The sequence below is a fragment of the Nocardia acididurans genome (assembly GCF_016741815.1).
GTDB classification, from domain to species: Bacteria; Actinomycetota; Actinomycetes; order Mycobacteriales; family Mycobacteriaceae; genus Nocardia; species Nocardia acididurans.
The window spans coordinates 191,084-212,385 of sequence record NZ_JAERRJ010000013.1 but is presented as its reverse complement, the minus strand read 5'-3'; the positions used below and the strand labels follow the sequence as shown (position 1 = coordinate 212,385).

Annotated in this window: 23 protein-coding genes; 12 read left to right on the top strand and 11 right to left on the bottom strand. The window is 68.3% G+C overall.

Annotation, left to right across the window (positions count from 1 at the left end):
• Window positions 1-14: 14 nt before the first annotated feature.
• Complete coding sequence (locus JK358_RS31315) at window positions 15-953, bottom strand: MerR family transcriptional regulator (RefSeq protein ID WP_201954767.1); 939 nt, start codon at window positions 951-953, stop codon at window positions 15-17.
• A gap of 246 nt (window positions 954-1,199) precedes the next feature.
• Between JK358_RS31315 and JK358_RS31310 the strand changes: the two genes are divergently transcribed.
• The gene (locus JK358_RS31310; protein ID WP_201954766.1) at window positions 1,200-1,763 is read left to right on the top strand and encodes a hypothetical protein; all 564 of its coding nucleotides are present in this window, start codon (window positions 1,200-1,202) and stop codon (window positions 1,761-1,763) included.
• Window positions 1,764-1,809: 46 nt separating this feature from the next.
• Here the strand turns inward: JK358_RS31310 and JK358_RS31305 are convergent, their stop codons facing one another.
• The 7 genes from JK358_RS31305 to JK358_RS31275 form a co-directional block, all read right to left on the bottom strand.
• The gene (locus tag JK358_RS31305) at window positions 1,810-3,003 is read right to left on the bottom strand and encodes a beta propeller repeat protein (RefSeq protein ID WP_201954765.1); all 1,194 of its coding nucleotides are present in this window, start codon (window positions 3,001-3,003) and stop codon (window positions 1,810-1,812) included.
• A gap of 96 nt (window positions 3,004-3,099) precedes the next feature.
• Entirely contained in the window at window positions 3,100-4,293 is a 1,194-nt protein-coding gene (locus JK358_RS31300) for a WD40/YVTN/BNR-like repeat-containing protein (RefSeq protein WP_201954764.1), read from the bottom strand.
• Between the two features lie 93 nt (window positions 4,294-4,386).
• Window positions 4,387-5,391 (bottom strand): PHP domain-containing protein, encoded by a 1,005-nt coding sequence (locus JK358_RS31295; RefSeq protein WP_201954763.1) that lies wholly within the window; start codon window positions 5,389-5,391, stop codon window positions 4,387-4,389.
• 37 nt (window positions 5,392-5,428) lie between these two features.
• A complete protein-coding gene (gene dapF / locus JK358_RS31290; protein ID WP_201954762.1) occupies window positions 5,429-6,346 on the bottom strand; it encodes a diaminopimelate epimerase in 918 nt (305 codons plus the stop codon).
• Between the two features lie 5 nt (window positions 6,347-6,351).
• The gene (locus JK358_RS31285) at window positions 6,352-7,161 is read right to left on the bottom strand and encodes a TrmH family RNA methyltransferase (RefSeq protein WP_307817825.1); all 810 of its coding nucleotides are present in this window, start codon (window positions 7,159-7,161) and stop codon (window positions 6,352-6,354) included.
• Between the two features lie 8 nt (window positions 7,162-7,169).
• Window positions 7,170-8,102, bottom strand: a complete 933-nt coding sequence (gene miaA, locus JK358_RS31280; protein WP_201954760.1) for a tRNA (adenosine(37)-N6)-dimethylallyltransferase MiaA — start codon at window positions 8,100-8,102, stop codon at window positions 7,170-7,172.
• Window positions 8,099-8,920 carry a class III extradiol ring-cleavage dioxygenase family protein gene (locus JK358_RS31275; RefSeq protein WP_201954759.1) on the bottom strand — a complete coding sequence of 274 codons (822 nt, stop codon included), beginning with the start codon at window positions 8,918-8,920 and terminating at the stop codon, window positions 8,099-8,101. The genes miaA and JK358_RS31275 overlap by 4 nt, the downstream gene beginning before the upstream one ends.
• A gap of 176 nt (window positions 8,921-9,096) precedes the next feature.
• Here JK358_RS31275 and JK358_RS31270 point away from each other — a divergent pair, with 176 nt between their 5' ends.
• From JK358_RS31270 to JK358_RS31260, 3 genes are all read left to right on the top strand, one after another.
• On the top strand, window positions 9,097-10,524 hold the full coding sequence (locus tag JK358_RS31270) for a DUF349 domain-containing protein (protein WP_201954758.1): 1,428 nt from the start codon (window positions 9,097-9,099) through the stop codon (window positions 10,522-10,524).
• A gap of 182 nt (window positions 10,525-10,706) precedes the next feature.
• Window positions 10,707-11,012 (top strand): hypothetical protein, encoded by a 306-nt coding sequence (locus JK358_RS31265; RefSeq protein WP_201954757.1) that lies wholly within the window; start codon window positions 10,707-10,709, stop codon window positions 11,010-11,012.
• A gap of 80 nt (window positions 11,013-11,092) precedes the next feature.
• Window positions 11,093-11,878 (top strand): phosphatase, encoded by a 786-nt coding sequence (locus JK358_RS31260; protein WP_201954756.1) that lies wholly within the window; start codon window positions 11,093-11,095, stop codon window positions 11,876-11,878.
• A 58-nt stretch (window positions 11,879-11,936) separates the two neighbouring features.
• Here the strand turns inward: JK358_RS31260 and JK358_RS31255 are convergent, their stop codons facing one another.
• Window positions 11,937-12,518: an Rv2732c family membrane protein gene (locus JK358_RS31255; protein WP_201954871.1), complete on the bottom strand. Its 582-nt coding sequence runs from the start codon at window positions 12,516-12,518 to the stop codon at window positions 11,937-11,939.
• Between the two features lie 284 nt (window positions 12,519-12,802).
• On the bottom strand, window positions 12,803-14,368 hold the full coding sequence (miaB, locus tag JK358_RS31250) for a tRNA (N6-isopentenyl adenosine(37)-C2)-methylthiotransferase MiaB (RefSeq protein WP_201954755.1): 1,566 nt from the start codon (window positions 14,366-14,368) through the stop codon (window positions 12,803-12,805).
• A 256-nt stretch (window positions 14,369-14,624) separates the two neighbouring features.
• Between miaB and JK358_RS31245 the strand changes: the two genes are divergently transcribed.
• From JK358_RS31245 to JK358_RS31210, 8 genes are all read left to right on the top strand, one after another.
• Complete coding sequence (locus JK358_RS31245) at window positions 14,625-15,353, top strand: amino acid ABC transporter ATP-binding protein (protein ID WP_201954870.1); 729 nt, start codon at window positions 14,625-14,627, stop codon at window positions 15,351-15,353.
• Between the two features lie 37 nt (window positions 15,354-15,390).
• Window positions 15,391-16,218, top strand: coding sequence for a glutamate ABC transporter substrate-binding protein (locus JK358_RS31240; RefSeq protein ID WP_201954754.1), 828 nt, complete (start codon window positions 15,391-15,393; stop codon window positions 16,216-16,218).
• Window positions 16,219-16,286: 68 nt separating this feature from the next.
• Window positions 16,287-16,967 (top strand): amino acid ABC transporter permease, encoded by a 681-nt coding sequence (locus JK358_RS31235; protein ID WP_201954753.1) that lies wholly within the window; start codon window positions 16,287-16,289, stop codon window positions 16,965-16,967.
• The gene (locus JK358_RS31230) at window positions 16,964-17,872 is read left to right on the top strand and encodes an amino acid ABC transporter permease (RefSeq protein ID WP_201954752.1); all 909 of its coding nucleotides are present in this window, start codon (window positions 16,964-16,966) and stop codon (window positions 17,870-17,872) included. The genes JK358_RS31235 and JK358_RS31230 overlap by 4 nt, the downstream gene beginning before the upstream one ends.
• 2 nt (window positions 17,873-17,874) lie before the next feature.
• Window positions 17,875-18,306 carry a DUF1801 domain-containing protein gene (locus JK358_RS31225; protein WP_201954751.1) on the top strand — a complete coding sequence of 144 codons (432 nt, stop codon included), beginning with the start codon at window positions 17,875-17,877 and terminating at the stop codon, window positions 18,304-18,306.
• A 100-nt stretch (window positions 18,307-18,406) separates the two neighbouring features.
• On the top strand, window positions 18,407-18,694 hold the full coding sequence (locus JK358_RS31220) for a hypothetical protein (RefSeq protein WP_201954750.1): 288 nt from the start codon (window positions 18,407-18,409) through the stop codon (window positions 18,692-18,694).
• Window positions 18,695-18,739: 45 nt separating this feature from the next.
• Window positions 18,740-19,456: a helix-turn-helix transcriptional regulator gene (locus JK358_RS31215; RefSeq protein ID WP_201954749.1), complete on the top strand. Its 717-nt coding sequence runs from the start codon at window positions 18,740-18,742 to the stop codon at window positions 19,454-19,456.
• Between the two features lie 57 nt (window positions 19,457-19,513).
• Complete coding sequence (locus JK358_RS31210; RefSeq protein ID WP_201954748.1) at window positions 19,514-20,005, top strand: nuclear transport factor 2 family protein; 492 nt, start codon at window positions 19,514-19,516, stop codon at window positions 20,003-20,005.
• 111 nt (window positions 20,006-20,116) lie between these two features.
• Here the strand turns inward: JK358_RS31210 and recX are convergent, their stop codons facing one another.
• Window positions 20,117-20,923 (bottom strand): recombination regulator RecX, encoded by an 807-nt coding sequence (gene recX, locus JK358_RS40705; RefSeq protein WP_372440765.1) that lies wholly within the window; start codon window positions 20,921-20,923, stop codon window positions 20,117-20,119.
• Window positions 20,924-21,302 lie beyond the last annotated feature (379 nt).

Sequence of the window (21,302 nt, the reverse complement as noted above, 5' to 3'; positions counted from 1 at the left end):
AAAGCCGCATTCGGTTATTTCACGGCGATTCGTTCGAGGCCGAGCGAGTGCGTCAGTGCGCCGGACAGCCAGCGCAGCGCCGTGCCCGCCGTGGCCTGCGTTCCCACCAACTCCCCCGTCAGCGCCCAATAGCGATGGGTGTGCCGGTCGTCATCGGCCGCCCCGGCTGACAGCCGCTCCCGGAATCCGGGCGAATCACGCTCACCGCGTGCGGCGGCATGCGCCTCGACAAAGTGATCGAGCTCGCGCCCGGCGCATGGCGGCACTCCCCGCTCCACCAGCGGCAGCACCTCCACGCTGACCTCGGCAAGATCGGCCAGCAGCCCCTTCCGATCGCGCACGAAACCGGATTGGTTCCGCCAGAACTGCTGCTTCACAACCGAATACATCTCCGGCCGCGCCACCAGACAACTCAGCTCCGCATAGGCGACAACCTGCGCGGCGGAGGGATCGGCAGGCGGCTCCGGGATGTTCATCGCCACATACCCGTCGAAATCGGTGTCCGGCATCGGCGCGAAGATCTGCCGCCAGAACTGCACGAGCGCGTCATGGGCGGTCCGGCCGTCGGCCACCGATGCCAGCAGCGCGAGCCGTCGGTCCCGCTCCCCCGGCTCCGCGACCTCGACCGCCCGCAGCGCGGCCCGCCGCCACGCCACCGCCTCGAATTCACGATCCGCCCTTGCCCGTTCGGCCGCCACCACCTCCCCGACGGACCGCTCCCCCCGCAGCACATCCACGATCGCCGCCAACCCGAGCCCGAGCCCCCGCAGCCGCCGCACCAGCATCAACTGCTCCACCGCGGTATCGGCCACGAACATCCGATGCCCACCGGAAGTACGCCGCGCCTCCAACACCCCTTCATCGCAATAGAACCGAATCGTCCGAACCTCGAGCCCGGTCGACCGCGCCAACTCCCCGATCGTCACCAACCCGCCCAGCGTGCCCTCGGTCACGACCTGTCCACCTCCAGCCTCGGAGACTCCAGCCTAAACTCCGATCCCATGGGGAGGATTCATCACAGGGCTGCCGTCGCGCTCCTGCTGCTGTTGGCCGGATGCGGGAAAAACGAAACACCGCATGATGATCCGACGGCAACCGGCCCAACCGCTTCGAGCACCACCGCACAAGCCGCTGCCCTACCGCAGTGTGCGGATATCACCACGATCACCCGATTCAACGAAACCCACCCGGATTGCGTTATGGACTTCCGCGACGGTTCGGGCTGGTCGTTCATCGCCCGCTACACCTCCGGAGACAACGGAGCCACCCAGTCGATCGAGGTGATCGACAACACCGGCGTCACCCGCCAGACACTCGTCGAACGCGACCTCTACACCCAGTACTCGCCCCGGTTCGAGGACCTGGACGGCGACGGCCGCGACGAAGTGGTCATCCCCCGCGACCTGGCCGCCAACGGCAACGTCACATACGCCGTATACCGCTGGGCCACAGCAGAATTCGTCCGAGCCGGTGAACTGAACGGATACGGCCCGGAACGCACCCCCAGCGGCTACATCGGCATCGCCGCGAAGGACACCTACATCTACTGGCAGGTTGGCTTCTGGACCTTCGAGAACCACCGACTGCGCGAAGCCGTCCACGTGGAGATCGAATCCCGCCCGAACGACACCGGAGGCGGCGGCACCAGCATCTGCCGAATCACCGACGCCTCCGGCTTGTCCGGCAGCGGTCTCACCGACGCCGACATCCAGCAGCGGTTCTGCGCCGAACCGATCGTCCGGTGGGCAACACCCTTCAAATAATCGGAATTCCCTTGTCCGGCACAGAGTCTCGAGGTTCCTCCGCCCGTCAGGATGCGGGCACGGTTACCGCGTCGATGTCGATGATGAACGGCGTCCAGGTGTTGCCCGCATCGCGGGTCAGGTAGAAGCGCCGAATCGTATCCGAATTCTGCCGGAACGGGACAGTCGCGAAACCCAGTGTGGGCGTGAAGAATCCGCCGGTGTCCGGCAGGTTGTAGTACGACGTGGGCAGCGCCCCTTCGGGATCGAGGGTGGTGGTCCAGGCGCGGCCGCCGTCGTGGGAGGTGCGCACGGCGTACGGGCGGTCCGGGTCGCCGGTCATTGCCGCGGCGATCAGGTCCTGAGTGGTAGCCGCGCCGATCAGCGTGGCGGGTCGGCCGTCCGGGACGATCGGGCCGAGGTCGGTGAACGTGTCGCCACCGTCGACGGAGGTGTACAGGTGTCGCTGCTGCGAGTAGGTGCCGTCCGCCGGGACGCACGAGGCCAATAGGTCGGTGGGCGATATCGCCTGCAGCTCGGGCAGTCCCATGCCGGAGCAGGGCAGCCGCCAGGCCGACCAGACACCGTCCACGAGACGGGCGCCCTGCGCCGCGGAGGGCCTATCCGTGGTACTGAACGAAACGCCGATCCAGGTGACGGGCCCGGCGTACGCCTCCTCGAGGTGCGCGGAGTAGGAACGCTGACGAGCGGAGGCCGGATCGCCCAGACCGGTCGGGAACGGCGGCGACAGGGTGAATTCGTCCACCTCGACGGGACTGCTCAGAATCCATGCCTCGCCCGTGCGGGCATCGAAGACCGAGATCCGCACTGTGGAGTCCACGACGATGGGAGGCGTCCACTGGGCCTGTTCGACCTCGGCCGGTAGCGCCACGCGCGCCCAATGGAGTCCCGCGTCGTGCGTGACCCACAGCTCGGCCGGATCGGAATCCGGCGACCGGGTATTGGCGGTGACATACCAATTCCGAGCGTCGGCGATCACCGGCCGGGATTCCCCGACCGGCGGTTCCGCCACCGCCGTCCAGGTGCGGCCGCCGTCGAGTGTGTGCAGCAACTTCGGGCAGCCCGGCGCACAACCGTTGTGCCAGTATCCAGCGGTCCAGCCTTCGGTATCGGAGATGAACTCGACCCACAGCGGGTGGAACTGGGATCTCGCATCGGTCGACCACCAGCCGCATCCCGCTGTGCCCACCAGCAGCAGCGCCGTGGCCGCGTAGCGAACTGCCCTGCTCCACACACTCATTCGAACTCCTGGCAGCCGAGCATGATCGAATCGGTGGCCAGCGTAGCCAGCGCGTCGGGCCCGAATGTGGAGGTGGTGTGGAGGTTCTGGGCAGAGCTAGGGCGCGAGCTGGGTAACCGTGGCTCGGTCGATGTCGAAGCGGGACCAGGAGTCGCCGCCGTCGCGGGTCCAGTACAGGCGGTCCTCCGCGTCCGGGGCCTGTCCGGCGAACTGGAGTTGCACGAATCCGACTGTGGGCGTGAAGAACTTGCCGTGGCCGAGGAACTGGGTGGAGGTCATGCCCGCAGGCGCTTTCGGACTCAGGGTCGTGGTCCAGGTGTGACCGCCGTCGTGCGAGGTTCGCACCTCGTACGGTTCGTCGTCGTCATCGGTCGGCACCAGCACAACCAGATCCCGTGCGGTGGCGGCTCCGACCAGTTTGGCCGTCCAGCCGTATCGAGCGAGTGCTCCGAGGTCGGCGAAGGTGTCGCCGCCGTCGGCGGACGAGTACAGGTGGTATTCCCCGGCGGAGGAACCAGGCTGGTCTGATATCGCGCAGGAGGCCACCAGTTCGGTGGGTGAAACCGCTACCAGGTCAGGAAGATTCGGAGAGCGGCACGGCAGCGGCCAGGTTGCCCAGCGGCCGTCGATGAGGCGGGCACCCGCCGCCGGGGACGCGGGACGATTCGGTGCGATCCCGCTGACCCCGAACCACGTGGCGGTCCCTGCTCGCACCATCGCGAGTGCGAGATCGGCGGAGGGATGGTCGGAGGTCACGCCGATGCCGAAGGGCTCCGACAGGGTGAAATCGTCGGTCTCGACGGGACTGCCGAGGATCCGCACGACTCCGGTTCGGGTATCGAATACCGGCACCTGTACGGACCCGCTCTCGATGACGGGCTCCACCACCCGCTGGGTCAGCCGGGTTCCGAACGGCAGCTCGACGCGAGACCACGTGACCCCGCCGTCGTGGGTGGACCACAGCTCCGCGTACAGGGACTCCGATCGCGACGGCCGATGCGTGGCGAACCAGTTCCGGGAATCGGCGAAGACCAGACGGTCCGCGTCGACCGGTGGAAGGGCGGATTCCTGCCAGCTCAGTCCGCCGTCAGTGGTGTGCAGCAGGACCGAGCAATCCGAGGCGCAGTCGTTCCAGGTGCCGCGCGCCCAGCCTTCGTCGTCGGAGATGAAGCTGATCCAGCTCGGCTGGAATGCCGGATCGAACAGGCTCGCCAGTGGCCCGCAGGCCGTCGCGCACACCATCAGGACGCCCGCCGCGACACAGCGAATCGCCCTGTTCCACAACCTCATACGCACCCCGCCCCACATCGATCGAACCGAGGTGAGCCTAGCCAGCCCGTCGGGTCCGAAGGTGGAGGTGTTGTGGAGATTCCGGTCCGATCGTCAGGAGGTGGTCCGCGCCAGGAGTTTGTCGACAGGCCAGGTGTTGATGACGCGGTCGGCGGGGACGTTGTTGTCGAGGGCGCGCTGTGCGCCGTAGCCGAGGAAGTCGAGTTGGCCGGGGGCATGGGCGTCGGTGTCGATGGAGAAGTCGCAGCCGAGGTCCAGGGCCAAGCGCAGGAGGTCGGTGGGTGGGTCGCGGCGTTCGGGGCGGGAGTTGATCTCAACGGCGGTGCCGTGGTCGCGGCAGGCGGTGAAGACCTTTTCGGCGTCGAATTGCGATTGGGCGCGCAGGCCCCGGTTGCCTTCGACCAGGCGGCCGGTGCAGTGGCCGAGGATGTCCACCTGCGGGTTGGAGACGGCGTTCACCATGCGACGGGTCATGGCGGCGGAGTCCATCTTCAGTTTGGAGTGGACGCTGGCCACGACGATGTCGAGGCGGTCCAGGAGTTCGGCATCCTGGTCGAGGGAGCCGTCGTCGAGGATGTCGACCTCGATGCCGGTGAGGATCCGCATCGGGGCGAATTGGTCGCGAAGGCCGTCGATGACATCGAGTTGTTCGCGTAGTCGCTCCGGGGACAGGCCGTTGGCGACCGTCAGCCGGGGTGAGTGGTCGGTGAGGGCGCAGTATTCGTGGCCCAGGGCCTGGGCGGTGGCCATCATCTCGGCGATGGGGGCCGAACCGTCTGACCAGTTCGAGTGCACGTGCAGGTCGCCCTTGAGCGCCTTGCGTAGCTCACCGCCACCCAGATCCTTTGCCGCCAAACGCAATTGGACCAGTGTGTCGGGCTCGCGCCCGGACCAGGCCTGCTCGATGACCTTGGCGGTCTTCGGCCCGATACCCGGCAGGGACTGCCAGTCGTCGGCCCGGCCGAGCCGCTCACGTTCGGTGTCGTCGAGCCGCTCGATGATGTCGGCGGCATTGCGGTAGGCCATCACCCGCCGGGAGTCCTCGCGGGCGCGGTCCTTGAAGAACGCGATCATGCGCAGGGCGACTACGGGATCCATGACTCCAGTGTGCGCGCCGCCCCCGACATGCGGCCGATCAGGCGTCCTGCCACCACTTCGCCGCGATGCGGCCGGTGGCGACCAGCACGGACGGCCCGCGCAACCAGGCCGCGCCGTTCTCGATGCCGACGGTGACCTCACCGCCGGGAATGCGGACCTGGATGTGGCCGGAGTCGTGCGCCAGATCGAAGCCGTCGCGGGCCAGCGCCGAGGCCGCGGCGGCCACGGTTCCGGTTCCGCAGGATCGGGTTTCGCCGACGCCGCGCTCGTAGACGCGCATGTCGACGAACTTCTGCCCGTCCGCGCCGACCGCCAGCGGGGTCAGGATTTCCACGTTGACCCCGTGCGGGAACAGCGTGTGGTCGAAGCCGGGGGCGTGCTCGAGGTCCAGCGCGTACAGCGATTCGTGCGTCAGCGCCGGGTCCACGCACGCCAGATGCGGGTTGCCGACATCGATGCCGAGACCGGTGAACTCGCGCCCGGACAGGCTCGCGGTGGACTCACCGAGCGTGCGCACCGGGCCCATGGCCACGGTGACCTCACCGTGCACCGGATCGGCATGATGCACGACCACCGGCCGCGCGCCCGCACGGCTGCCGACCACGAATTCCGCGCGCTGCTCCAGCCCGGAAGCCACCAGGTAGTGCGCGAACACCCGCACCCCGTTGCCGCACATCTCGGCGATGGAACCGTCCGCATTGCGGTAGTCCATGAACCAGTCGCCGGCGCTCACGTCGGCGGGAAGTTCGGCGAGCACACCGGTTTCGATGAGCGCCCCCGCCCGCGCCACGCGCAGGATGCCGTCCGCGCCGAGCCCACGCTGCCGATCGCACAGCGCGGCCACCCGGGACTCGGTCAGCTCCAGCCAGGCGTCCGGGTCCGGCAGCACCACGAAATCGTTCTGGGTGCCGTGTCCCTTGCTGAACTCGATGTCAGCCGCGTTCTCGTTCGTCATCGTCCTCACCGCAACGCCCGGCGTTGCCGGGAGATTTCGTACAGGGCCACCGCTGCCGCCGCCGGCGACCCGAGGGTGCCGTCGGTGGGGATGCACACCAGCTCGTCGCAGGCCTGCTGCCAGGCGGGGGCGAGTGTTTCGGTGTCATCGCCGAGGACCAGGACGGTGGCGCCGCCGAATTCGAGGTCGTCGAGGGCGATCCCGCCGTGGTCGTCACTGCCGACGATACGGGTGTCGATGCCGCGCTGTTGCTGCCGGTCCCGGAATGCGACCACCTGGGCGGGACCGGACGCGCGCAGCACCGGGACGGCGAACAGCGCGCCGTCGGAGGCGCGCACGCTCTGCGGGTCGTAATGGTCGGCGCCGGAACCGGTGACGATCACTCCTTCGGCCCCGAAGGCGACCGACGACCGGATGAGCGCACCCAGCCGCGCGGGGGACGCGGGCCGGTCGATCACCACGACGGTGGGTGGTTCGTCGGCGCTGCCGGGCTGGAAATCCTCCAGCTCGGGGCGGCGGGTGACGGCCACGGCCACCAGGTCCGGTACCGATTCGGTGGGTTCGGCCAGTTCGGCCATCACCTCGGGCACCAACCCGACGCTGGGCACGCCGCTGGAGTCGAGTACCCGCCGCGCCCACGCCGAGGGTTCCGGCGCGCCCAGCCGGTAGACGAAAGTCTCCAGGGGCCAACGGCATTCGAGCGCCCGCAGGATCGGTCTCTCGCCGTACACCAGGAACCGTCCGTCGCGTGTTCTGGTGGCCCGGTTCTTCAGGTAGGCCTGCCAGGTCTGGACCTCAGCGTTTCGGGTGTTCACGCGGCGCGTCACCGGACTCTCTGTTCGTCCCTCGTGGTCGGGGAGTGAATGCGGGCGAACGCCGTCGCCGCCAACTCCGGGTCGGCGCCGTCCACCCACCGCACCCGGGGGTCTCGGCGGAACCACGAGCGCTGGCGTCGAACATAGCGCCGCGTGCCGATGAGGGTGCGCTCCTGTGCTTCTTTCAGGTCGTATTCGTTATCGAGGTACGCCAGGACTTGTGCGTATCCGATTGCGCGGCGGGCGGTCTGGCCCTCGCGCAGGCCCTGGCCGATGAGGGCGCGCACCTCGTCGACCAGGCCGGAGTCGAACATGAGCGCGGTGCGCAGCTCGATGCGGGCGTCGAGTTCGGCGGTGTCCCGGTCGACGCCGATAATGACCGTGCCCCAACGGGGTTCGCCGATCTGCGGGGCGGAGGCGGCGAAGGGTTTGCCGGTCAGCTCCACCACCTCGAGGGCGCGCACCATGCGGCGGCCGTCGGTGGGCAGGATGGTGGCGGCGGCGACCGGGTCGGCGGCCTTGAGCGCCTCGTGCACGGCGACGGTGCCGCGCTCCTCGAGCAGCGCCTCCCATTTGGCGCGCACGCCCGCGTCGGTGGCGGGGAAATCCCAATCGTCCAGCAGCGCTTGCACATACATCATGGACCCGCCGACGATGACCGGCGTGTGACCGCGCGCCATGATCGCCTCCACATCGGCGCGGGCAGCGGTCTGATACGCGGCGACGGTGGCGGTTTCGGTGATGTCGAGGACATCGAGTTGATGGTGCGGGATGCCGCGGCGCTCGGGCACCGGGAGTTTGGCGGTGCCGATATCCATGCCGCGGTACAGCTGCATGGCGTCGATGTTCACGATCTCGCCGTTCAGGCGCTGCGCGAGATCCAGTGCCAGATCGGATTTCCCGGTGGCGGTGGGGCCGACGACGGCGATGGGGGTGCTCACCGCGCGGCCCCCGGACGCCAGACGCTCACGTGGTAGGCGACGCCGAACGGGGCTGCGGCATACAGGGTTTCGACGGCGGGGTCGATGGCGTCGGCGGCGAAGAGCCCGGCCAGCACCTGGTAGGCGGCGCGGCCGTGCACCGAGAGTTCCGCGCAGAGGCCGGAGTCCAGGGCGGCGAGGGCGGCCCGGTCCCCGGCCGTCAGCACGCGATCGATCTCGGCCTGGGTGGCTTCGGCGCGTTCGTCGAAGTAACCGGGCGACTTCACGGTCAAGGTTGCCGCACCGTCGCCGACGACCAGGACGCCGTAGTTCTCGGGCGCGGAATCGAGTTCGGCGCGCAGGTCTCGGCCGAGGGCCAGGCACTCATCGGCGGTGGCGTCGGCGGCGATCAGCCGCCCCTGCGCGATCACCTCCGGCGCGGTCCGCGCGCGCAGCCAGCCACCGATCAGAATCGGCAGCGGCAGGTCCGGATCGGCCGTCGCGACACCCGTTCCGGCGGTGCCGGAAGGGTGCGTCCCGGCCGTCGACGCAGCCGCACTGTGGCCCACACCACCCTTGTCGTCGGAGCCGGACAAACTCACGCGCACATCCGCGCCGAAGCCGCGGAAGGTGCCCACCGAATCCGAACCGACCAGTCGATTAGTGCCATTGACACCCACCACGACCCAGCGCGTCACCGGCCCGGCCAACTCCCCCGCGGCCGACAAAACCGCAGTCCGCAGCGCCGCCACCGCGCCATCGGCCGACGCACCGGCCGCGCCCCCGAGTTCGGGTACCAGCACGGGCGGTGAGGGAACCAGCGACACAACACAGAACACGCCGTCAACCGTAGCGCTAACGCACCTCACCAGCCCCACCCCGCCCGATCGCCGCGCGAGAAGAAGCTGCCTCAAAGACAGCATTTCCCCACCCAGCCTGGTTGAATGGGATGTGCTAGTGGGATGAAGCTAGGGCGTAACCAGGCAGCCGTGACGCGCGGCAGGGACGAGGAGCAATGACCGAGAACAGCGGAAACGAGAAGGCTACCCACCCGGAGTCGACCCCGACGCCTGTGCCCGGCGCCGCCGCACGACCCTCCCCGGCAGCCGCCGCAGGACCGCGTCCCGGCGCAACAGGCCGGAAACCCGAATCCCCCAAGCCGCACGCGCACAAACCCGCGCCCGGCCCAGCGGCCCAACAGCATCCGCATCCGGTCGTGGTGCCGACCGTCAGCGACCCCAGCCAGTGGGGCCGGGTCGACGAGGACGGTACCGCGTGGGTGAAAACCGCGGAGGGCGAACGGGTTATCGGATCATGGCAGGCCGGTGACGCCGCCGAGGGCCTCGCGCACTTCGGCCGCCGCTTCGACGACCTGGCCACCGAGGTGGCGCTGCTGGAGGCCCGCCTGGCCGCCGGCACCGACGCCCGCAAGACCAAAGCCGCCGCCACCGCGCTTGCCGAAACATTGCCCGAAGCGGCCGTCATCGGCGATATCGACGGCCTGAAGACCCGCCTGCAGGCCATCATCGAGCACTCCGACGAGGCGGCCGCGCACGCCAAGGAGGAGAAGGAACGCACCCGGCACGAGCAAACCGAGCGCAAAGAAGCCCTGGCTGCCGAGGCCGAGCAGATCGCCGCCGAATCCACCCAGTGGAAGGCCGCCGGCGACCGGCTGCGCGAGATCCTCGACGAGTGGAAGACCATTCGCGGCGTGGACCGCAAGGTCGACGACGCCCTGTGGCGGCGCTTCTCCAAGGCCCGCGAAGCCTTCAACCGCCGCCGCGGCGCGCACTTCGCCGAACTCGACCGCGAACGCGCCTCGGCCAAGACGCGCAAGGAAGAACTGTGCGTGCGCGCCGAGGAACTGTCCGGTTCCACCGACTGGTCCGGCACGGCCGCGATCTTCCGCGACCTGCTCACCGAGTGGAAAGCCGCCGGTCGCGCCCCCCGCGAAGCCGATGAGCAGCTGTGGCGGCGCTTCAAGGCCGCCCAGGACATCTTCTTCGCGGCCCGCAACTCCGCGGCCTCCGAGCGGGACGCCGAATTCGAGCACAACGCCACGGCCAAGGAAGAACTGCTGCGCGCCTACGAGAACCTCGACCCCGAGGCCGGATTGGACGCCGCCCGCGCGGGCCTGCGTGAACTCCAGGAGAAGTGGGACGCCATCGGCAAGGTCCCGCGCGAACGCATCCATGACCTGGAAGCCCGCCTGCGCAGCATCGAGAAGCGGGTCCGCGACGCGGTCGACGCCCAGTGGCGTCGCAGCGACCCGGAAGCCATGGCCCGCGCCGCCCAGTTCCGCGAGCGTGTGGCGCAATTCGAGGAACAGGCCGCCAAGGCCCAGGCCGCGGGCAAGACCCGCGACGCCGAAAAGGCCCTGGAACAGGCCAAGCAGTGGCGTGAATGGGCCGAAGCCGCCGAGGGCGCGGTCAGCCAGCGCTGACCGGATTCACTGTCGGTCCGGCCGCGGCGATTGATCCGCTGCGGCCGGACCGCCAACCACGTCGGTACCGGCAGTTCACTTCGCCGCGACCGAGCACCTCGGTGCTGGAAGTCACCCCGACGCGGCTGAATTCGAGCGATAAGCTCCCTTCGGGGGTAGCTGCCGCCGAAGGGGGTCCATCCATGCACTGCGATATCGCCGCCGCACCGAATTGGCTGCGCTATGCGGGACGCCTGACACTGGGATTGCTCGCCGGGACAGCGATGACCATCGCGCTGGTCCTCGCTCTCGCCCCGCTGTTCTTCTTCTGGGCCGTCGCGTTCGGGCCGATCTGTGCGCTGGCCATCTGGCTGCTCTGCGTCACATTCCGGGGAATTCGCATGCGGCGCACCGGAATCGATATCGGGGAATCCTGGTTCCTGATCGGATTCGGCGTCATCCCCGTCCTTTACGGCACAATCATGCTCATCGGCATGACCCTCGAATAGCATCGACGATCCGCCGCAACGGTTTTCGCGCCTCCTCAGGTCGGCGCGCGGATATCCACGGCGTCGCTAAGCTCGAATTCATGGCACCTGACCGGAAGACCTTGATCGAGCACCTGCTGGCGACTCGGATGGCCGGGCCGGTGGCCACACCCCGGGAGAACAATCTCGAGCATTACGCGCGGCTGGCGCGCGGTGACGAGCACTATCATTTCGGGCTGGACCTCGGCATGCGCTGGTCGCCGGACGAGGTGCTCGACCTCATGGTGCGCAAGGTGGGGGTGAATCCCCGGCTCAACTATCGGCGCGGTGTCGACACCATCGATCCCGAACTCACCGCCGACGCGCTCGATCGGTATGCCGCGCGGTTCGACAAAGCGCTGCGGGAACGCCAGCGGGTGCTGTTCGCCACCGGGCATCCGCGGACGCTGCGGCGGCTCTACCAGCAGCTGGCCGCCGCATTGCGCGAGGCCGGCGGCACGGTGGTGGAGGCCGGGACCGGGCTGGGCTACGAGGACTACACCAAGTTCGGCTGGCAGCAGCTCGAGATCCGCTATGTCGACGACGTCGCGGCGTTGACCGCGCTGACCGGGCCGATGCACACCCATTCCGCGCAGCCGATCCGCTTGGCGCTGGGTGAGCTGGCCGAACGCGGGGAGCCGCTGCCGGATCTCGTGGTGGCCGATCACGGTTGGTGTGGTGGGGCCGCACAGGCGGGGATCGATGCGATCGGGTTCGCCGACTGCAATGATCCGGGCCTGTTCGTCGGCGAGGAGGAGGGGACGGTCGCGGTGGCGGTCCCGATCGACGACGGGATCGACGCGCAGGAGTACGACCTGCTCGGCGACTACATCCTCGGGCGCGGCTGAACGAAAACGGCCCGGCGGCACCGGAGTTCCGGTGCCGCCGGGCCGCTGCGCGAAGCGATCAGTGCTCGCCGAAGAGGCGCTTGCGGTCGTGCTCCTCGGCCTGGGCGGCGGCATTGCGGCGCTGCTCCTCGGCGGCGAGGTGGACGGCGGTGCGGCTCCACACCACGCGCACCCAGTGGAAGGTGAGCACCATGATGGCGATGGTGGCCAGGATCAGTCCGGGGCCGGGGCCCGCGCCCTGGTAGTTGCCCAGGCCCGGGGTCTGCCGGTGCCAGATGGAGAACACGCCGAACACGCTGGCGATGGCGGACCCGGCCACCGCGATCCACGCCAGCGCCCAGCGGCGGGTCATGAGCGCCAGCAGCGAGAAGCCGATACCGAAAACAACGGTGAACCACACGAATACGCGGGACGGCAGCCCGATGTGCTCGTCCACGGCGACCGAGTCGTACAGCAGCACATCGAATCCGCGTGCGGCCCCGGCATGCGGCAGCACCAGCGAGAACAGCAGCAGGAACACCGCGCCGGCGACCACCATGGCGCGCACGCCCGGGTCGATCTCCCCGGCGATCTTGCGTTCCACGGCCTCGAGTTCCGAGCGGAACTGATCGAAGTCCTTGCTGTCCTCGGCCGCCTTCATACTCTCCTCGTTCGCTTCGGGCGTCTGCTCCGACGCCGAATCATCCTGTGCTGCTCCGGTTCCCGCGTCCGCAGTCGGCCCGGCCGCGGCTTCGGCCTGACCGTGCGCGTCGTCCGGGCTGGTGGGATCCTTCTCGGTCATTCGCTTCGGTCCTCACTCACGCGGCGTGATGCTGGGTGGGTCCGGGCTCACGCGCTGCGGGTCCAGGCTGCTGCGGCACGGTCCGGCCACCGCGACGGTACCGGACTCCTACACAGCGTCGTTGAACGGCACCCGCATCACGGTCAGGAGCAGCCGCTCGAACCGCAGCCGGAGGCAACCGGTTCCGGGGCGGGCGCGCCGATGCGCGGCAGGCCGAGGCCGACGCCGATGGGGGCCGTCTTCGGGGTGATGCCGCGTTCGCTGGCGTCACCGGCCTTGGTGCGACGGTGGTTGCGGACTTCGCTGTCGGCGATGAGGTGGTGCGGGGCCGCCTCGGTGATGTCGACGGTGATGAGGTCGCCGGGGCGGATCTCGGTGCCGGGGGCCGGGTCGACCGGCGGCCGGAAGTGCACCAGGCGGCCGTCGCGGGCACGGCCGGACATGCGCGCGGTGGCGGCGTTCTTCTTGCCCGCGCTGCTCTCGGCGACGAGGAGTTCGACCTCGGTGCCGATGAGTTCCTGATTCGCCTCCAGAGATACCTGCTCCTGGAGGGCGATCAGACGCATGTAGCGCTCCTGCACGACCGCTTTCGGCAGCTGGTCGGGCATGTCCGCGGCGGGCGTGCCGGGCCGGATCGAGTACTGGAAGGTGTAGGCGCTGGTGAACCGCGCCTGGCGCACCACGTCCAGGGTCTCCTGGAAATCCTCCTCGGTCTCCCCGGGGAAGCCGACGATGATGTCGGTGGTGATGGCGGCGTGCGGCATGGCGGCGCGCACCTTCTCGATGATGCCCAGGTACTTGGCCTTGCGGTAGGACCGCTTCATGGCCTTGAGCACGCGGTCCGACCCCGACTGCAACGGCATGTGCAGCTGCGGGCACACGTTCGGCGTCTCGGCCATGGCCTCGATGACGTCGTCGGTGAACTCGGCCGGATGCGGGGAGGTGAAGCGCACGCGCTCGAGCCCCTCGATGTTCCCGCAGGCACGCAGCAGCTTCGCGAACGCGCCCCGATCGCGCGGTTCGGTCGGGTCGGCGAAGGAGACGCCGTAGGAGTTCACGTTCTGCCCGAGCAGCGTCACCTCCATGACGCCCTGCTCGACCAGCGCCTGCACCTCGGCCAGCACGTCACCGGGCCGGCGGTCGACCTCCTTGCCGCGCAGTGCCGGCACGATGCAGAAGGTGCAGGTGTTGTTGCAGCCCACCGAGATCGACACCCAGCCCGCGTACGCGGATTCGCGCTTGGCGGGCAGCGTGGAGGGGAACGCCTCCAGCGATTCGATGATCTCGACCTGGGCTTCCTCATTGTGGCGGGCCCGCTCCAGCAGCACCGGCAGCGAGCCGATGTTGTGGGTGCCGAACACCACGTCCACCCAGGGGGCCTTCTTCACGACGGTGTCGCGGTCCTTCTGGGCGAGGCAGCCGCCGACGGCGATCTGCATGCCGGGCCGGTCGGCCTTGATGGGCGCGAGATGCCCGAGGGTGCCGTACAGCTTGTTGTCGGCGTTCTCGCGCACCGCGCAGGTGTTGAAGACGACCAGATCCGCGGTCGAGCCCGGGGTTGCCTTCACGTAGCCGGCGTCCTCGAGCAGGCCCGAAAGCCGTTCGGAGTCGTGCACATTCATCTGGCAGCCGTACGTCCGAACCTCGTAGGTCCGGGCGTCCTCGAGTTCTGCCGCGCCACGTGCTGAAACCTGCCCCAACGAATTCACCCAACCAGGGTAATCGGTCGCGCCCGGCAGCCATAAAAGGCATCGGTGCACGGTGACCTGGGTCTCTCGTATCACTGTGCCGTCAACCGAGGGTTACGGCGGGGTGTCGAGTCGAGGCACAGTGGCGCTGCGAAGACCAAAGACGAGCAATTCGGGCACGTTCTGTCTAAGGTCACTGGTCATGACCGACGCTGCCGTACCCCTGGACAAATCCGTACCCCAGGACGACGCCGCACCGAAGGACACGGCCGCACCGATGATCTCGATGCGGAATGTGGACAAGCATTTCGGCGCACTGCATGTGTTGCAGGACATCAATCTCGAAGTGCCCCGGGGGCAGGTCGTGATCGTGGTGGGCCCGTCGGGGTCGGGTAAATCGACCCTGTGCCGCACCATCAACCGGCTCGAGACCATCGACTCCGGCACCATCGCCGTGGACGGTGTGCAACTGCCGGACGAGGGCCGGGCGCTCGCGAAACTGCGCGCCGACGTGGGCATGGTGTTCCAGTCGTTCAACCTGTTCGCCCACAAGACCATTCTCGAGAACGTGATGCTCGCGCCGGTGAAGGTGCGCAAAACCGATAAGGCCCAGGCGAAGGCTCGTGCCATGGAACTGCTGGAGCGGGTCGGCATCGCCAATCAGGCCGAGAAGTATCCGGCGCAGCTGTCCGGCGGACAGCAGCAGCGAGTGGCGATCGCGCGAGCGCTGGCCATGAATCCGAAGGTGATGCTGTTCGACGAGCCCACCTCCGCCCTCGACCCGGAAATGGTGTCCGAGGTGCTCGAGGTGATGGTGCAGCTGGCCAAGGACGGCATGACCATGGTCGTGGTCACCCACGAGATGGGTTTCGCGCGCCGCGCCGGAAACCGGGTGCTGTTCATGGCCGAGGGCCAGATCGTCGAGGACACCGACCCGGATTCGTTCTTCACCGCCCCGAAATCGGATCGCGCCAAGGATTTCCTCGGCAAGATCCTCAGCCACTGACAGTCATCTGAATTCCCGAGAGAAGAGGACACACTCGATGAGGATCAACAAAGCGCTCCGCGCCGCCGTCGGAGCGGTCGCCCTAGCCGTGGCCGTCACGGCCTGTGGTGGCGGGAGCGACAAGTCGGCCAGCGAGAACGCCGCTTCCGGCAAGCTGACCATCGGCATCAAGTTCGATCAGCCGGGCATGGGCCTGCAGAATTCGGACGGCAGCTACAGCGGTTTCGACGTGGACGTCGCCAAATACGTGGCCGAGAAGCTGGGCGTGCAGGCCGACGGCATCAAGTTCGTGGAGGCCCCCACCCCGAACCGCGAGACGCTGATCCAGAACGGGCAGGTCGACTACATCGTCGGCACCTACTCGATCAACGACAAGCGCAAGGAGAAGGTCGACTTCGCCGGTCCCTACTTCGTGACCGGTCAGCAGCTGCTGGTGCGTGCGGACAACACCACCATCAACGGCAAGGACGACATCAAGGGCAAGACGGTGTGCTCGGCCAAGGGTTCCACCCCGGCGCAGAACATCGAGAACAACTTCAAGGACACCCAGCTGCAGACCTACGACACCTACTCGCTGTGCCTGGAGGGTCTGAAGTCGGGCGCGGTGGACGCCATGACCACCGACGGCACCATTCTGGCCGGTTTCGCGGCGCAGCAGCCGGGCGTGTTCAAGGTCGTCGGTGAACCGTTCACCACCGAGAAGTACGGCATCGGTGTGAAGAAGGGCGACACCGAGATTCGCGGCAAGATCAACGACGCCATCACGGAGATGATCACCTCCGGCGCGTGGAAGGCGGCGATCGAGAAGAACTTCGCCGGAGCCGGTTTCCAGGTGCCCACCCCGCCCACGGTGGACCGGTACTGAGCTGACCGCGCGGGACGGGAGTTCGCTCCCGTCCCGCCCCGGATTGTGATCGGAGGAGTACGTCCGCCGTGTTCGACTTGATCTCGCAATACGACGACCAATTGGTCGACGCCTTCTGGCTGACCATCAAACTGACGGCCTATTCGGCGGTGCTGGCGCTGATCCTGGGCACCGTCATCGCCGCGATGCGGGTGTCGCCGATACCCATCGCGCGGTGGTTCGGCACGGCGTACGTCACCGTCTTCCGCAACACTCCGCTGACGCTCATCATCGTGTTCTGCCAGATCGGCCTGTACACCTCGCTCGGGCTGCGGCTCGCGGGAGCCGGGCCGACATCGCTGATGGAGAACAACTTCCGCTTCGCGGTGCTCGGATTGAGCGTCTACACGGCGGCTTTCGTCTGTGAGTCGCTGCGGTCGGGTATCAACACGGTGCCGCTCGGGCAGTCCGAGGCGGGGCGTTCGCTGGGGTTCACCTTCACCCAGAATCTGCGACTCGTGGTGCTGCCGCAGGCCTTTCGCGCGGTGATCGCGCCGCTGGGCAGCGTGCTCATCGCGCTGACGAAGAACTCCACCATCGCCTCCGCCATCACCGTCGCCGAGGCGTCGTTCCTGATGGCGAAGATGATCGAGACGGAGGCGGCGGTCATCGAGATCGGCGCCATCTTCGCCATCGGCTTCATCATCCTGACCCTGCCCATGGGCCTGCTGTTCGGTTGGCTGGCAAAGCGATACGAGGTGGCCCGATGAGCGCTGCATCCGTTCTCTACGACGCGCCCGGCCCCAAGGCGCGGGTGCGGTACCGCATCTACTCGGTGCTCGTGGTGGCGCTGCTGCTGGCCGCCGGGTGGTTCGTCTACCAGGGCTTCGCCGACAAGGGCCAGTTCGAGTCGGCCAAGTGGAAGCCGTTCATCGAATCCGATATCTGGACCACGTATCTGCTGCCGGGTCTGCGCGGCACCATTGTGGCCGCGGTGCTGTCGATCACGCTGGCCATGGTGCTCGGCATGATCTTCGGCGTGCTGCGGCTCTCGGATCACCGCAGCGTGCGGATCGTGGCCGGCACCATCGTGGAATTCGCGCGCGCGATTCCGGTGCTGGTGCTGATGATCTTCCTGTACGCGGTGTACTCGCTGTACAACGTGTTCCCCGCCGAGCAGCTGTCGCTGGCGGCGGTGGTGACGGCGCTGACCATCTACAACGGGTCGGTCATCGCCGAGATCGTGCGCTCCGGTATCCGGTCGCTGCCCCGGGGGCAGAACGAGGCCGCCGTCGCGCTGGGCATGCGCAAGTCCCAGGTGATGACGAATATCCTGCTCCCCCAGGCCGTCACCGCCATGCTGCCCGCCCTGGTCTCGCAAATGGTTGTGGCCCTGAAGGATTCGGCGCTGGGCTACCTGATCAGCTACCTGGAGATCGTGCGCTCCGGCCAGCGCCTCGGTGCGGCGCTGAACAACCCGATCCCGGCCCTGCTGGTCGTGGCCGCCATCATGATCGCGCTCAACTACGCGCTCAGTGTGCTGGCGACCCGCCTCGAGAAGTGGCTGCGCACCCGCAAACGCGGTGGCCGCACAGTCGTTTCGGCGGGCACCACCATGGCCCCGCCCGGCATGGACATGACCCTCGACAAGTCCGAGATCAAGGGCAACCCGTAGCGATGAGCGAGCTGGAGACAGCGCGGGAGGCGTTCTTCGCCGCCGCCGGTGCGCGGGAAGCGGAGCTGCGTGCACTCGACGAGTTCATCCGTTCGGGCGCACCGGCTCTCACCCCCGTGGTCACCGTCGGCATGGGCATGACCATGCTCGGCTACGGCCCCATCCCCTATAAGACCAAGGCCATGAAAGAGCCGAAGGACTGGCCCATCGTGGCGCTCGCGCCCCGCAAAGCCGGTCTCTCCCTCTATCTTTCGGCACTGCAGGACGGCCGGTACATCGCCGAGGCCAATGCCGAGCGCCTGGGCAAGGTTTCGGTCGGCAAGTCGTGTGTGCGGTTCAAGAAGCTCGCCGACCTCGATCTCGACGCCCTGCGGGACATTCTGACCGACCTCGACCGCCGATACCGATCGGGCGAACAGATCTATGGGTTCTGAACCCGTCGGCGGCCCGGGGCCGGAGGGAACTCGGCGGTAGCTCGGTGAATGTCGGTGGAGCTGCAGACAGGTGGGTCGTGCGGCTCGCATACTGGCGAGCATGAGCGAGTATGTCCGTGGGCGAAAACAATTCATTCTCGGGCTGCTGGTGGCCACCCTCGTCGCTCCGATCGCGGCGGGGCTCGCCGCACTGGCGGCGACGATGGGAGTGCTGGCGGCTCGGGAGGGGTGGCGGCGCATGATGCCGCCGGAACGCGGTCGCGGTGCGGTCGCTGCCGAACCGGCGACGCCGCGACTGGCGACCCAGCGACCGGTGATGCGGGCCGGGAATCGAGGACCGGGGCGACGGTCCACCGTGCGGCGGCATCACCACCGAGTGTTCCACTGAGCACTGCGCCCTCCGGTTGTCGGTGGGGTGAGCGAGAATTCGGGCGTGACCAAGACCGAGCGGTTGTATGCGCTCGCCGAGGAGTTGCGGGCGTACAGTCCACGGCCGCGGACGGCACGGCAGTTGGCGGCGCGGCTGGAGGTGACGCCGCGAACCATCGTGCGCGATATCGCCGCGCTGCAGGCCGCAGGGGTGCCGATCATGGCGGTACCGGGTCCGCAGGGCGGTTACGCGCTGGAACGGGCGCGCACCCTCGCACCGGTATCACTCACCGCGACCGAGGCGACCGCGCTGCTCGTGGCGCTGCCGATGCTGGCCGCCACCCCGTTCGCGGCAGCAGCCAGATCCGCGGTACACAAAGTGCTGGCGGTACTCCCCGAAGGCGACCGGGCGACCGCGGGAGATCTGAGCGATCGAATCCGATTGCTGCCCAAGGAGCCACCACCGGTCCCCCCGGAGGTACTCGAAGCCCTGCTCCAACGCCGCGTCCTACGTCTGGAATACGTGGACCGCAACGACACCCCCTCCGAACGCCTCGCCGAACCCCTCGCCCTGATCGGCGGCGACCACTGGTACCTCTACGCCTGGTGCCGAATGCGCAACGACCTGAGAGGTTTCCGCCTCGACCGCATCCACAGCGCCACCGTCCTGAACGAGCCCGCCCCCACCCGCGACATCGACCTGTCCACCATCCCCACCGGCATAGGCAAACTCCTCGATGTGAGTGCGATCACGGACATACCGCTGTCGCGGCATCCCTGAACCCTGAAGGTCGACCGCCGCGAGACCAACGCGGCGACCACGGCCCGAGGAGAACCCATGTCCCCCAGCGCATCCGGCAGCAGCGCCGCCACCACGACAGACCCCGCCACCGCACCCGGCACCAGCGCGGATCCGGGCACGCCGACCGGCTCCCCCTCACCAACCGCCGACCAGCTCGCGATCCGCTGGACGGAATTGTGGAATGGCGCCTACCACCTCGCCCGCGAGCTCTGCACCCCCGACTTTCGAATTCGCTTCGCGGCCAACGGCACCGCCGGGGACAACACGCACCCCGGCGACAGCCTGCGCGGCCCCGCACACTTCGTCGACTTCCTGCACGACTTCCATGCCACCCACCCCGGCATCCGCTTCGCTCTCGACGGCACCGCCGCAGGCGAGGTGACCCCGGCGGGCACCGGGTTCTTCGCAGCCCGTTGGTATGTCGACACTCCGGAAGGCCCCAGCGGCATCGATATGTTCGACATCCGCGACGGCAAAATCGCCGAGGTCTGGTCCGTCACCGGCACCCGCCGCTTCCCCACCGCGTAGCACGATCCCGCCCACAATGACAGCGGCGGGGGCAGAGACCGAACTCTGCCCCCGCCACCCCGCTGGAAAGTATGCGCGGCCTGGAATTTGCCGCGAAGAAGTTCGAGCGGCTCAGAGTGAGCCGGGCTCGTCGAGGTCTCCGAGGTCGCGATCCGCGAGGGCGTTCTTCACCACGGTGAAGGCGGTTGACTGGTTGTAGCCGCGCCGGGCGAGCATGCCGACCAGTCGGCGGATGGCCTTCTCTCGGTCCAGGTCTCGCGGCAGGGATCGCAGTTTTCGCTGTACCAGGTCGGCGGCCCGCTCGTCTTCGTCCTCGGCGCTGATCCTGGACAGTGCTTCCTCGGCGTGTTCCTGGGCTACGCCCTTGCGGCGGAGCTCCTGTGCGAGCGCCTTCTTCCCCTTGCCGGAGAACGTATGCCGCGAATGCACCCACTGCTCCGCGAATGCCTGATCATCGATCAGGCCGACCTCGGTCAGACGGTCCAGCGCTCGATCGGCCACCGCGGTGCTGAACCCTTTGGCGGCCAGTTTGTCCGCGAGTTCGGCGCGACTGCGGGCGCGATCGGTGAGCAGGCGCAGGCACACCTCTTTGGCTTGCGCGTCGGTGCCGCCGCCGGGCAGACCGGACTCGCCTGTCTCTGAGGCTGTTCCATCCGGCCTCGCCCGTCCGCGCCCACCTCGACGCCGTGCACCGCGCGTCTCATCGTCCTCGGTGGCACCATAGCCGGAACGCGAAGCACCGCCCCGACCTCGCCGAGATCCACGTGCGGAACCCCACCCGTTCCCCGCGTCGCGCGAATCTTCCTGCCCCGGTTCGTTGTCCGGCAGGTGCGGAGAAGGTGATCCGTCGCCGTTCGGGTCATGCGGGGCGGACTCGGCTTCCGCCGCACGGGGTGCGTCGGTGCGACGCGACGAGATGCGGCGCGACTTCCCCGCTTCCCCGCCGTCGCCAGGGGCAGCAGACTCTTCCTCTTGCCGCTGCCCCGGCGAGCGGCGTCGCCCGAGGGGCGAACGTCGTTGAGTGACTGCGGATTCCGGGTCGGCCCAGGGGTCGTCGTCGGCGTGGATATCGCCCGGGGTGTCCTCCGGGTCGGCGTAGAACCGTCCACGGGGCGCGGGATTGCCGGGTTCGCCGCTCGTCGGCCCAGAGCCGTCGGTGCCGTAGTCAGCCGAGCTCGTGCCGTAGCCGGTTGAGCCGGTGGCGGGGTGGGATTCGACCCAGCTGCCTATTGCCGGACCGTAGCCGGAGTGCAGGGAGTCGGCATCGGGTGCGGTGGTTCGGGTTCGGGTGCGTGGG

Excerpts from the sequence above, each read along its gene's own strand:
- JK358_RS31310 (WP_201954766.1), top strand. The coding sequence starts at position 1,200 with ATGGACTTCCGCGACGGTTCGGGCTGGTCGTTCATCGCCCGCTACACC.
- JK358_RS31305 (WP_201954765.1), bottom strand. The coding sequence starts at position 3,003 with ATGAGTGTGTGGAGCAGGGCAGTTCGCTACGCGGCCACGGCGCTGCTG.
- JK358_RS31300 (WP_201954764.1), bottom strand. The coding sequence starts at position 4,293 with ATGAGGTTGTGGAACAGGGCGATTCGCTGTGTCGCGGCGGGCGTCCTG.
- JK358_RS31295 (WP_201954763.1), bottom strand. The coding sequence starts at position 5,391 with ATGGATCCCGTAGTCGCCCTGCGCATGATCGCGTTCTTCAAGGACCGC.
- dapF (WP_201954762.1), bottom strand. The coding sequence starts at position 6,346 with ATGACGAACGAGAACGCGGCTGACATCGAGTTCAGCAAGGGACACGGC.
- JK358_RS31270 (WP_201954758.1), top strand. The coding sequence starts at position 9,097 with ATGACCGAGAACAGCGGAAACGAGAAGGCTACCCACCCGGAGTCGACC.
- JK358_RS31265 (WP_201954757.1), top strand. The coding sequence starts at position 10,707 with ATGCACTGCGATATCGCCGCCGCACCGAATTGGCTGCGCTATGCGGGA.
- JK358_RS31260 (WP_201954756.1), top strand. The coding sequence starts at position 11,093 with ATGGCACCTGACCGGAAGACCTTGATCGAGCACCTGCTGGCGACTCGG.
- JK358_RS31255 (WP_201954871.1), bottom strand. The coding sequence starts at position 12,518 with ATGAAGGCGGCCGAGGACAGCAAGGACTTCGATCAGTTCCGCTCGGAA.
- JK358_RS31245 (WP_201954870.1), top strand. The coding sequence starts at position 14,625 with ATGATCTCGATGCGGAATGTGGACAAGCATTTCGGCGCACTGCATGTG.
- JK358_RS31240 (WP_201954754.1), top strand. The coding sequence starts at position 15,391 with ATGAGGATCAACAAAGCGCTCCGCGCCGCCGTCGGAGCGGTCGCCCTA.
- JK358_RS31230 (WP_201954752.1), top strand. The coding sequence starts at position 16,964 with ATGAGCGCTGCATCCGTTCTCTACGACGCGCCCGGCCCCAAGGCGCGG.
- JK358_RS31225 (WP_201954751.1), top strand. The coding sequence starts at position 17,875 with ATGAGCGAGCTGGAGACAGCGCGGGAGGCGTTCTTCGCCGCCGCCGGT.
- JK358_RS31220 (WP_201954750.1), top strand. The coding sequence starts at position 18,407 with ATGAGCGAGTATGTCCGTGGGCGAAAACAATTCATTCTCGGGCTGCTG.
- JK358_RS31210 (WP_201954748.1), top strand. The coding sequence starts at position 19,514 with ATGTCCCCCAGCGCATCCGGCAGCAGCGCCGCCACCACGACAGACCCC.